The organism is Mesorhizobium sp. M7A.T.Ca.US.000.02.2.1 (genome assembly GCF_003996995.1).
Taxonomy (GTDB): Bacteria; Pseudomonadota; Alphaproteobacteria; order Rhizobiales; family Rhizobiaceae; genus Mesorhizobium.
Window position 1 is genome coordinate 1 of sequence record NZ_RZTT01000192.1, and the last position, 11,429, is coordinate 11,429.

Genomic DNA, 11,429 nt, shown 5'->3' on the forward strand with positions numbered 1-11,429 from the left:
GCACCCAATTCGTCACGCTGGGTGGCGCCATCGCAAACGACGTGCATGGCAAGAACCATCATCGGCGCGGGACATTCGGCTGCCATGTCGAGAGCTTCACGCTGCTCAGGTCCGACGGAAAGACCTATCGCTGTTCGGCATCTGACAATGCGTGGCTGTTTGCGGCAACGATCGGCGGCATGGGGCTGACCGGCCTCATCCTGTCGGCTTCGATCCGGTTGATGCGGGTGCATTCCCTCGACATCGTCGAAAAGGCGACGCCGTTTCGTGATCTCTGCGAATTCTTCGACCTGGCCGAGGCGGCCGATCAGGCCAATGAATATGCGGTCGCCTGGATCGACCAATTGGCCGGCGGCCGCAACAGCGGTCGCGGCCTGCTGTTGTCGGGCAATCACGCCGAGCACGGCTCGCATGCCGCCTCGCGCGTCGGCGGCAATTTCTCGGTGCCGGTCCAGCCGCCATTCAATGTGCTCAACCGGCCGTTCCTGACCGCCTTCAACGCTGCCTACAGGTGGAGGAAGAGCCGGGCAACGGTGCCGCGCCAGGCCGGATATCAGGGCTTCTTCTTCCCGCTCGACGGCGTGCGCGACTGGAACCGGCTTTATGGGCCGAAAGGGCTTTTCCAGCACCAGAGCGTGGTGCCGGAAGAGACGGCGCGCGAGGCCGTGCCGGCATTGCTGGCGGCTGCAAGGCAAGCCGGGCGGGGCTCGTTCCTCACCGTGCTGAAGCGCTTTGGCTCCATCCGCTCGCCGGCGCTGCTGTCGTTTCCGCGTTCCGGCTACACGCTGACACTGGATTTCCCCAACAGGGGTGCCGCGACGCTGACATTGCTGCGGGAACTCGACCGCATCACGGTCGAGGCCGGCGGCGCGGTCAATCCATACAAGGACGCCCGCATGGGGGCCGAGATATTCGCCTCGTCCTTTCCCGAATGGCAGCGGCTGGAAGCGCTCCGCGACCACGCCTTCATGTCTGACTTCTGGGCGCGCACCGCGAAGAGGTTGGATGCGCGACGAGGCTCGGTCGAGGCGGCCGAATAGATAAAACTCGAATAATTCCCGGTTAATTGATGCTTAATAACGCGATTTACTCAAAATATTGTTGGGACTTCACCAAATGTTTGCGGGTTTGTAGTAAGAATCGCGAAGGGGTGGCTTGGAACACATGAAATACATCGTCTTCATTCTCTTTACAGTCGTGACCAATGCCGCCGCGCAGCTGATGCTGAAGCAAGGCATGATGTCGCTCGGGCCGATCTCGTTTGAGGGCGTCAATCCGTTCGTCAAGTTGCTGCAGATCGTTTTCAGCCCCTGGGTGTTCCTTGGCCTGTGTACCTTCGTCATCTCGATGGCATCGCATCTCTATGTGCTGTCCAAGGTCGAGCTCTCCTTCGCCTATCCGTTCCTCAGCCTCGCCTATGTTGCCGTCGCCATCTTCGCTTATTTCGTCTTCCGCGAGGACCTCAATGGCTGGCGCATCGCCGGCATCGCCTTCATCTGCGTCGGCACGGTGCTGATCGCCCAAAGTGGCCGGGATTTGGGCGAGCGAGGGCATGAAGACCAGACGGCTTCCATCACGCCTGACAAGATCCAAGCAAACGAGACTGTTCGATGAGACATGTGATTTTCGGCGGCGACGGTTTCGTCGGCCGCCATCTCGCCCCGAAACTTGTGGCCGATGGTGAAGAGGTCGTCGTCGCCGATATCGTCAAAAGCGACCTGCCGCATTACCGCACTGTCCGCTTTGTCCAGTGCGACGTCATCGATCCGGCATCGGTCGCGGCGGTTGGGCTGAAGGCCGACGACATGGTCTATAATCTGTCGGCCAAGATGCTGTCGCCGATCCAGGTGCGCGCCAAGCGGCACGATTTCTTTTTCCCGGTGAATTTCCACGGCACCGAGCACATCATGCAGGCCATGGACGGAGCCGGTGCGTCAAAACTCGTCCACTACACGACCGACATGATCTACGGCCACACGGTCACGCAGCCGATGACCGAGGAGCACCCGGTGGCGCCGCTGGGCGAATATGGCTGGTCGAAGCAAAAGACAGAGGAGTTGGCGGCCGAATGGCGCAAGCGCGGCATGTCGATCTCGCTGTTTCGCCCGCGCCTGATCATCGGCCCCGGCCGGCTCGGCATTCTGGAGAAACTGTTCAAGCTGATCGACTGGAACCTTCCCGTGCCGATGATCGGTTCGGGCAGGAATCCTTATCAGTTCATCTCGGTGTTCGACTGCGCCGAGGCCGCGCGCGCGGCCTGGAAGGCCGGTGTGCCTAATGAGGCCTATAATCTGGGTTCGCTCAACCCGCCGCCGGTCAAGAAATTGCTCGGCGATTTGATCAGGCATGCCGCCTCGAAATCGATCCTGATCCCGACACCGGGCTGGGCGGTCAAGCGCACGCTGGACCTGCTTGACCTCTTGAACATGCCGATCATGGACCCGGAACAGTATCTGATCGCCGACGAGGACTGCGTGCTCGACGTGTCCAAGGCCGGGCGTCAGCTCGGCTGGGTGCCGCAATATCGCGACGAGGACATGCTGATCGCCGCCTACAGCGAGTACCGCGCAAAGAAAGCCGGTCACGCCGTCGCCACCAAACATGTGCCCGCCGAATAGCGGCTCGCAAAACAGCTTTCGTTGCGCTCGATCCTGGTCGTGCGTGCAGACAGGAGATTGAAATGACCGTCATGGCCAAGCCCGAACAGACCAATTTGCGCACCATGGTCAGCGCGCCGTCGCTGTCGCCCGCCACCATCGCCAAGCCCGATTTGATCAGCGTCGAGCAGGCCAAGGCGATGGACGTTGCCCGCATGACCGACCTGTTCAAGGCGCATCTCAACCCCGGCCAGCTGCACTTCATGAAGCTGCTCGGCTTCCACAAGATCAAGATCGAGCGTGCCGAAGGCATGTTCTACATCGACCAGAACGGCCGCAAGATCCTCGACTTCTTCGGCGGCTTCGGTTCGCTGGCCTTCGGCCACAATCATCCGCGCATTCTGGAAGCACGCAAGAAATTCCAGGAGGAGAAGCGCCAGGAAATCGCCATCGCCTTCATGTCGCAATATGCGGCAGCGCTTGCGCACAACATCGCCAAATGCTCGCCCGGCGATCTCGACATGGTATTTTTGGGCTCGTCCGGTTCGGAAGCGATGGAAGCGGCGGTGAAGCTCGCCGAGCGCGCGGCCGGTCCGAAGCGGCCGAAGATCGTCTATGCCGAGAATTCCTTCCACGGCAAGACCAAAGGCGTGCTGGGCATCACCGACGGGCAGCTTTACCGCGCGGATTTCAAGGTGGCCGAAAACACGGTCCGCATCCCGTTTGCCGACATCGAGGCGGTCGAGCGCCTGTTCCGCTCCGATCCGGAGATCGGGGTCATCGTGCTTGAAACCATCCAGGGCGGTGGCGGCATCATTCAGGCGCCGGCCGAATATTGGCAGAAGCTGCGCGCACTGTGCGACCAGTATGGCGTGTTGTGGGTCGCCGACGAAGTGCAGTGCGGCTATGGCCGGTCAGGCCGCTTCTATGCTTTCGAGCATTACGGCGTCATTCCCGATGTGACAGCGCTGGCCAAATCGCTTGGCGCCGGCAAGGCCGCGGTCGGCGCGATGATCGCGCGGCGCGAGGTTTATATGAAGGCCTATGGCACGCCGAAAACGGCGATGATCCATGCCATGGCGACCTTCGGCGGCATGGGCGAGGCCTGCGTCACCTCGATCGAGGGGCTCAACGTGCTCTACGACGAGGGGCTGATCGACAATGCCGCCGTCACCGGCGACTATTTGCTGCAGCGCCTGCAGGCGCTCAGGGAAAAGTACCCGAAGATCATCAAGGAGGTGCGCGGCAAGGGTTTTATGATCGGCCTGGAGTTCCACGACTTCTCGCAGACCTTGCCGATGGTGCTGCGGCCGATCGTCAGCGTGCTCGACGACAAGCTGAAGGGTTCGCTGTCGGGCTTCATCGGGGCGTTGCTGCTGCGCGACTACGATGTGTTAGTCGCCTTCACCGAATACAACCGCAACGTCATCCGGCTCGAGCCGCCGCTGATCTGCCAGCGCGAGCATGTCGACCGCTTCGTCGATGCCTTCGACAACCTGCTGTCGCGCGGCATCGTGGGAATCGTGAAGGATTTCGTCAAAAGCCAGGTCCGTTAAGCGCTCGCTGGATACAACGATGCTGACCAAGTCGCCCGCTCCACAAAACCCAGTCGACCGGCTCACCGAGCCCGTTCTGACGTGGGGCGAGGGGACTTATGCGCGGCTGGCAGCACCGATCGGCGCGGCGGCTTTCGCGCTTTACATTCTTTTTACAGCGTTCACCGCATGGGTGATGCCCGACGCCAACTGGGACATGCTGCCCTATCTCGCTATAGCGGGGGAAGGCACCTATCCCGATGCACAGGCGCTGCATGACTATGCCTACAGCACTGTCAAATCGGGCGTGTCCGCAGGCGACTATAAGGCGCTGACCGACGATGGCGGCGGCTTCCGCAGTCACATGGCGGAGAATGCCGCCGACTTCCATTCACTGCTCGGCATGTACCGGATCAAATTTCTCTACGCCGAGATACTGTCGACGATGAGCGCGGTGATGTCGCCGGTCGAGGCGATGCGCCTGGTCTCAGTGTTCTCGGTTCTGCTGTTCGGCGCGATCGCCCTGATGTGGCTGCGCTCCGAGGGGGCACTGGCCTTGGCGCCTGCGGTCGGCGCGGTGCTGATCATGGCCGATTTCGGCGATGCGGCGCGCGCCTCGACGCCGGATCTGCTCACGTCGGCGCTGTTGCTGGGTGGACTTTACGCCTATGTCCGCGGCCGCGAGGTGGCGACCGCGATCCTGCTCTTCCTCGCCTTCATGGTGCGCCCGGACAATATTGTTTTCCTTGCTGTTTTTGCCGTGCTGCTGGTCGCCTTCCGGCAGAAATCGTGGGGCGCGCTGGCCGGTTTTGCGGCTTCTATCGTCGCCTATTTCGCCATATCGCACTGGGCCCATCATCCCGGCTGGTGGCCGCATCTGTGGTTCTCCAGCATCGAGCAGCATTACAATATGGACGGGTTCGAGCCGCCATTCTCGGTCACCGCCTATCTCAGGGCGTTTGCCGCCTCGCTGCTGCGCGCCGTCAGCTTGAACAGCTGGGTCGGCGTGTCGGTGCTGGCACTGGCCGGCTGGTTTGCCGCCGCCCGCGCCGGCTTCCGCCTCGACCGCCGCGCCGGCATCCTGTTTGCGGCACTGGTGCTCGGCGCGCTGGCGAAGTTCACCGTCTTTCCGATCCACGACACGCGCATCTATTTCCCGCATCTGATCCCGCCATTCCTGCTGCTGGCGACGCCGTTCATGGCGCTGTGGGCAGCCGCGGCTCGTGGCCAGAATCGCGCGCCCTTGCCAATCATTCCCGGAGACAAGCCATGAGTTCGCTATCCAGCCTGGCGCGCGTTGCCCTGTCGCTTGGTCTACCAAGTGGTGTTCTCGATCGCGGGCCGTCGCTGCGCGGCACGAAGTTCCTGGCCAGGGCGGCGCTGAAGGCGCGATTTGGTGGGGCAGGGCGACCGTTCCAGATGGTCAATGTCGGTGCCTGCGACGGTGCGCTGTTCGACGATGTGACGCCGTGGCTGCACCGCATAGCTGGCGCACGCGCGATGCTGGTCGAGCCGATCCCGTACAATCAGAAACGACTGCGCGCCAACTACCCCGACACCAGCCGGTTCATCATCGAGCCGGTGGCGGTGACGAAGACAAAGGGCACGATCACCGTCCACACTTTCGATGCCGCCGCGCTCGAGGCCGGCACGCTGCCCATCGAGTTCATCGGCTGCTCGTCGGTCACCGACACCAATCTGATGTCGGGCAAGAATGCCTGGGGCGAGGCCGACGCCAACTTCAACAAGTTCGCGCCGCATCTCAGGGACATCGAGGTGCCATCCGAGACCTTGCAGACGCTGCTCGACCGCAACGGCATCACCCATATCGACGCCTTCCTCGTCGATTGCGAGGGCGCCGACTGGATCGTTTTCGAACAGCTCGACCTCAAGCGCTACCGTCCCGGCATGATCAAGGTCGAGGTCGGCGCGCTGCCGGCCGCCGAGATCGGCCAGGTCGTGGTCAAGCTGAAGACATCAGGCTATCAGGTCGGCTTCCAGGCCGAGGACATCTGGGCCTTCGCCTGAGTTATAGCCTTACCTTGGAAGGCGAACCGCCAAGGGTCCGACGGGACGCATTCTGCCGTCTGGTCGCTCGGCCTTTTGCCAATGTCGCAAACAGGCTTCATCAGGCCCATCGCTCCGCCCTATAGTCCGCGCGCTTTATCACTTTGGAGTCGCGGGCAATGGCAGAGTTTCCGAAAAAGGCGAAGGTCGTCATCGTCGGCCTGGGCGGTATCGTAGGCGCATCGATCGCCCATCATCTGATCGAACGCGGATGGGACGACATTGTCGGCATCGACAAGTCAGGCATCCCGACCGATATCGGCTCGACCGCGCACGCCTCCGACTTCTGCTACACCACCAGCCATGATTTCCTGTCGTGCTGGACGACGCTCTACTCCATCGATTTCTACGAGAAGATGGGCCACTACGCGCGCATCGGCGGCCTGGAAGTGGCTCGCGTCGGCGATGACAGCCGCATGGAAGAGATCAAGCGCAAGATCGCCTCGGCCAAGGCGTTTGGCACGCGCGCCCGTCTGATCGAACCGGCCGAGATCAAGGAAAAATTTCCGCTCATCGAAGAAGGAATAGTGCAGGGCGGCCTGTGGGATCCCGATGCCGGCCTGGTCATCCCGCGCTCGCAGACGGTCGCCGGCAAACTGGTCGACCAAGCGGAAGCCTCCGGCAAGCTGAAATCCTTCGCCAACACATCGGCCAGGTCGCTCGTCGTCAAGGACGGCCGCATATCAGGCGTGGTGACCGACCGCGGCACCATCGAGGCCGACTATGTCGTCGTCTGCGCCGGGATCTGGGGCCGGCTGATTGCGGAAATGGTGGGCGAAGACCTGCCGGTCATGCCGATCGACCATCCGCTGACCTTCTTCGGCCCCTACAACGAGTTCGCCGGCACGGGCAAGGAGATCGGCTGGCCGCTGCTGCGCGACCAGGGCAACTCGGCCTATATGCGTGACACCGGCGATCCCAAGACCGCCGAGGGCGGGCAGATCGAGTGGGGCTATTACGAAGAGACCAATCCGCGCCTTTGCCATCCGCGCGACCTGCTGGAGAAGGATCAGGCGCGGCTTTCGCCCTCCCAGCGCGACCTCGACATGGAGCAAATCCTGGCACCGCTCGAACGCGCCATGGAACTGACGCCAATCCTGGGCGAACTCGGCTACAATGAGAGCCATTCCTTCAACGGGCTTCTCCAGGTGACGGCTGATGGCGGCCCGTCCATGGGCGAAAGCCAGAAGGTGCGGGGCCTGTGGTATGCCGTCGCCATCTGGGTCAAGGACGGTCCCGGCATGGGCAAGCTGATCGCCGACTGGATGACCGACGGCCGCACCGCAATCGATCACCATGCCATCGACTATGCACGGTTCTATCCGCACCAGACCAAGGAGCAATTCATCTGGGATCGCTGCACCGAGACGGCGATGAAGGTCTACAATCCGGCGGTGCATCCGCGCGAGCCGTTCTCCAAAGCCCGCAACATCAGGCGCTCGCCGTTCTGGGAACGCGAGAAGGAACTCGGCGGCTATTTCATGGAGCTCGGCGGCTGGGAGCGCGCCCACGGCTATGCCGCCAACGAGCATCTCCTGGAAAAATACGGCAACCGCGTGCCGGTGCGCGAGAACGAGTGGGACAACCGCCATTTCTGGCGCGTCTCCAATGCCGAGCATCTCGCCATGAGCGAGGATTGCGGCATCGTCAACCTGTCGCATTTCGCCATGTACGACATCGAAGGTCCCGACCATGTCGCGCTGCTGGAATGGCTGTGCGCGGCCAAGATCGGCGGCGACAACAACATCGGCAAGGGCATCTACACCCACTTCCTCGACGAGGAAGGCATGGTGCGCGCCGACTTTACCGTCATCCGCATGGCCGACCGCTGTCGTTTGATCGACGGCGCGGACGCCGGTCCGCGCGACTTCCAGTACATGCGCCGCACGGCACAGGACAAAGGTTTCGACGTCACCATCACCGACGTGACGGAAAAATACGTCACCATCGGCATCTGGGGGCCGAACGCCCGGGCGACCTTGCAGAAGGTGGTCGAAAATCCGGACGGGCTCTCTGTTGAGAACTTCCCATTCGCGGCAATCAAGCCGGTCCGCATCGGCGGCAAGGATGTCACCGCTTTCCGCATCTCCTATGTCGGCGAGCAGGGCTGGGAGCTGCATATGCGCTACGAGGACGGCCTGGCCGTCTGGGACGCCTTGCGCTCGACCGGCGTGATGCCCTTCGGCGTTGAGACCTATGCCAACACGCGCCGCATGGAAAAGAGCCTGCGGCTGCAGAACGCCGACCTTTTGACCGAATACAATCTGCTCGAAGCCGATCTTGCACGTCCGAAGGTCAAGGAGAACGATTTCTGCGGCAAGGCGAAGCATGTCGAATATCGCGCCCGCGAGCACCAGCCGGCCATGCTGTGCACGCTGGTGATGACCGAGAATGTCGATGCGAAGGGCGTGGCCCGCTATCCGGTCGGCACGATGCCGGTGATGGACCCGAAGACCGGCGAAACGCTGGTCGACGACCTCGGCCGCCGGTCCTTCACCACCTCGATGGCGTACGGGCCGACCGTCGGCAAGAATATCGGTCTTGCCTATTTGCCGTGGGCGTACGCCCAGGAAGGCCGCAAGCTCACGATCGAGTATTTCGGCGAGACCTATCCAGTCGAAGTCGCCGCCGTCGGCTACAAGCCGCTCTACGATCCGGAGAATTTGAAGCCGCGCAGCTGATTGCTGGCAGGCGCAAGGGCATGAAGGCAAAAGCCCGGCCATCGGCCGGGCTTTTCTCTTTTTAAGCCGGCGGTTTTCGCTTACCCTTGCGGAATGTCTGCTTTTGCCTGTGCTAGACATATGCTTTCGGGCTGTGCCGCGTTCGCGCTGACGCTTTGGTTGGCGCCGGCGTCCCTTGCTGACGAGCCCGTCGATGTCGAGCTGGTGCTGGCCGTCGATGTCTCGTTGTCGATGTCACCGGACGAGCTCGAGATCCAGCGTCATGGCTACGCAGCGGCGCTGACGCACGACAATGTGCTGCAAGCCATTGCCGATGGCGCTTATGGCAAGATCGCCGTCACCTATGTCGAATGGGCCGGCACCACCTGGCAGCGCGTCATCGTGCCGTGGACGGTGATCGCCAGCCGCACCGACGCGGAGCGCGTGGTCGCGCAGTTGTCCGCTCAGCCGCCCAATAGCGCGCGGCGCACCTCGATCTCCGGAGCGCTGGAGTTCGGCAACGACCTGTTCGCCGAAAGCGGCTACCGGGGCACGAAGCGGGTCATCGACATTTCGGGCGACGGCCCCAACAACCAGGGTGCGCCGGTCAACCTGATCCGCGATGGGCTGATCAAGCAAGGCATCGTCATCAACGGCTTGCCGCTGATGACACGAGGCGGCTTCACCGGTGCCTACGACGTCAGCAATCTCGATCGCTACTACAGCGACTGCGTCATTGGCGGTCCCGGAGCCTTCATGATCCCGGTCAATGACTGGACGCAGTTTCCCGAAGCCATCCGTCGCAAACTGGTGCTGGAACTCGCCGGTCCGGCCTCGCCGCAATGGGCGGCGGAAGAGGCCGCGCATCCGCCGGTGATATTGGCGCAGGAGAGGTCCACCACCGACTGTCTGGTCGGTGAGAAAATGTGGCGAAACCGGAGTTGGATGTTCGACAGCCGCTAAAGCTCTTCTCCGTTGAGCGTGATCTTTGGCCGAACCGGGTCCCATTCTTGCCCCGCTGCCTACCTGTTCGGGCTTACGCTCCAGGCTTGCCTCCGCTACCGAAGCAGTGGCAAACTGGGCGGGCCGCGTGATCCAGCCAGGAGCGCGGCCAAACCGAGGAAACACCGATGAGACGTCTTGCCATCCTGACCGCAGTCGCGTCTGTGCTTTATGCCGACGTCGCCAGCGCCCAATACAACCAGGCTGCCTGCATCATGTTCGAGAACGGGAATTTTCGCGGGCGGTCCATCGGCATGGGTGCCGAGGATTCCGTAAATTTTCGTGGCGGCCAGTTTTGGAATGACCGTGTGTCGTCGGTGATCGTTCGCCGCGGCTGCACGCTCGTGGCCTATGAGGATTCTCGGATGGGCGGCCGCTCGATCGAGATCACGCGCAGGATCCGCAATTTGGGCGGCAGTGACTGGAACGACCGTATCTCCTCGGCGGAATGCACCTGCGACGACTACTGAGGTTCAGGCGGCGGAGCGCAGACCGATTACGTGTGCCTCAAAGGTTCCGTAAATCCTTTACAAGCACATAGAGGTGTAGCGGGTCGGTTGGGGATTGAATGAAACCATAACGCTCGTAAAAGGCGCGGGCATTGTGATCCTTGGCATGTACGGTCACCGCGCGGATGCCTGCAATGTCAGCCGCCTGCAGGCTGCGCAGGATGGCATCGCGCAGCATTCCGCCGCCAACGCCTTTGCCCTGCCAGTTCAGGCTGACCGCGAGACGCGCCAGCAGCATTATCGGAACCGGATGGCGCGCAAGGCCTTTCGTCAACCGCTCGGGCGCACCATCATAGGCGACTTCACCAACCACGAGCGTATAGAAGCCGACCACATCTTCGCCGGAGAGACCAATATAGGTTTGCGAAGCATTTGCTTGCTGGTTTTGAAGTGCGTACCTGGCGAGAAACCTATTGAGCGGCAGTTCGCCGCAATCGAACACATCCACCAAATGCGTGCGAGCCAGTTTCTCGATACGAAACCGGCTCACGCTGGATCGCGGCCGGAAAAGATGCTCGGTTCACTCAGCAGGCGCTTCAGGCGCGGAAGATCTCGCGTGGGGGCATCCAGCGCCGCGATGAACGCAGCCCATTTTTCTGCGTCGAGGGAGAAGCTGTGTCGGTCCGCCAGTGTTTCCTCGGCGCGCCCAAGTGCACTTTCAAGGACAAAATCACTCAGCGAACGGCGTTCAACGGCGGCTGCGGTCGCGAGCGTCCGCTTTGCTTCGACGGTAAGACGCAAGTCCAGTTTTTCGGATCGAGTCGTTCTCGTGGTCATGTGACACCTTTCGACATAAGGATATCACATTTTGCCAGACAATGTCATGACAATTCTCTAAGGGATATCGGATCAGGCCGCCAGCAGCTGCTTGCGGTCGACGCGCTCCTGCTGCGGCGAGCGGGCGTAGAGTTCTCGGTAGCATTTGGAGAAATGCGAGGCCGAGACGAAGCCGCAGGCGACCGCCACCTCGACCACCGGCATCGACGACTGGATCAGCAGATGTCGGGCGCGGTCAAGCCGGATTTCGAGATAATAGCGGGCGGGGGAGCGGCCCATCTC

The 11,429-nt window shown here is 61.9% G+C and carries 12 protein-coding genes; 9 read left to right on the forward strand and 3 right to left on the reverse strand.

Going from position 1 to position 11,429, the window contains the following annotated elements; translation table 11 throughout:
- The 9 genes from EOD15_RS18695 to EOD15_RS18735 form a co-directional block, all read left to right on the forward strand.
- On the forward strand, nt 1-1,040 hold a 1,040-nt coding region (locus EOD15_RS18695), incomplete at its 5' end, for an FAD-binding oxidoreductase (protein WP_148129578.1).
- A 124-nt stretch (nt 1,041-1,164) separates the two neighbouring features.
- Nucleotides 1,165-1,614 carry an EamA family transporter gene (locus EOD15_RS18700; protein WP_127320678.1) on the forward strand — a complete coding sequence of 150 codons (450 nt, stop codon included), beginning with the start codon at nt 1,165-1,167 and terminating at the stop codon, nt 1,612-1,614.
- Complete coding sequence (locus EOD15_RS18705) at nt 1,611-2,618, forward strand: NAD(P)-dependent oxidoreductase (protein ID WP_127320679.1); 1,008 nt, start codon at nt 1,611-1,613, stop codon at nt 2,616-2,618. The genes EOD15_RS18700 and EOD15_RS18705 overlap by 4 nt, the downstream gene beginning before the upstream one ends.
- 104 nt (nt 2,619-2,722) lie before the next feature.
- Nucleotides 2,723-4,153 carry an aspartate aminotransferase family protein gene (locus EOD15_RS18710; protein WP_245463708.1) on the forward strand — a complete coding sequence of 477 codons (1,431 nt, stop codon included), beginning with the start codon at nt 2,723-2,725 and terminating at the stop codon, nt 4,151-4,153.
- A 19-nt stretch (nt 4,154-4,172) separates the two neighbouring features.
- Nucleotides 4,173-5,405, forward strand: a complete 1,233-nt coding sequence (locus EOD15_RS18715) for a glycosyltransferase 87 family protein (RefSeq protein WP_127408720.1) — start codon at nt 4,173-4,175, stop codon at nt 5,403-5,405.
- Entirely contained in the window at nt 5,402-6,160 is a 759-nt protein-coding gene (locus EOD15_RS18720) for an FkbM family methyltransferase (protein WP_127317907.1), read from the forward strand. The genes EOD15_RS18715 and EOD15_RS18720 overlap by 4 nt, the downstream gene beginning before the upstream one ends.
- A 158-nt stretch (nt 6,161-6,318) precedes the next feature.
- The gene (locus EOD15_RS18725; RefSeq protein ID WP_127408721.1) at nt 6,319-8,880 is read left to right on the forward strand and encodes an FAD-dependent oxidoreductase; all 2,562 of its coding nucleotides are present in this window, start codon (nt 6,319-6,321) and stop codon (nt 8,878-8,880) included.
- 93 nt (nt 8,881-8,973) lie between these two features.
- Nucleotides 8,974-9,822 (forward strand): DUF1194 domain-containing protein, encoded by an 849-nt coding sequence (locus EOD15_RS18730; RefSeq protein WP_127317911.1) that lies wholly within the window; start codon nt 8,974-8,976, stop codon nt 9,820-9,822.
- A gap of 167 nt (nt 9,823-9,989) precedes the next feature.
- Nucleotides 9,990-10,331, forward strand: a complete 342-nt coding sequence (locus EOD15_RS18735; protein WP_023812325.1) for a peptidase inhibitor family I36 protein — start codon at nt 9,990-9,992, stop codon at nt 10,329-10,331.
- A 37-nt stretch (nt 10,332-10,368) separates the two neighbouring features.
- Here the strand turns inward: EOD15_RS18735 and EOD15_RS18740 are convergent, their stop codons facing one another.
- The 3 genes from EOD15_RS18740 to EOD15_RS18750 all read right to left on the reverse strand — a co-directional run.
- Nucleotides 10,369-10,860 (reverse strand): GNAT family N-acetyltransferase, encoded by a 492-nt coding sequence (locus tag EOD15_RS18740; protein ID WP_127317913.1) that lies wholly within the window; start codon nt 10,858-10,860, stop codon nt 10,369-10,371.
- A complete protein-coding gene (locus EOD15_RS18745; RefSeq protein ID WP_127317915.1) occupies nt 10,857-11,147 on the reverse strand; it encodes a DUF1778 domain-containing protein in 291 nt (96 codons plus the stop codon). Before EOD15_RS18745 ends, EOD15_RS18740 begins: the two co-directional genes overlap by 4 nt.
- Before the next feature lie 72 nt (nt 11,148-11,219).
- Nucleotides 11,220-11,429, reverse strand: a 210-nt coding sequence (locus tag EOD15_RS18750; protein ID WP_127408722.1) for a helix-turn-helix domain-containing protein, incomplete at its 5' end; no start/stop codon positions are given.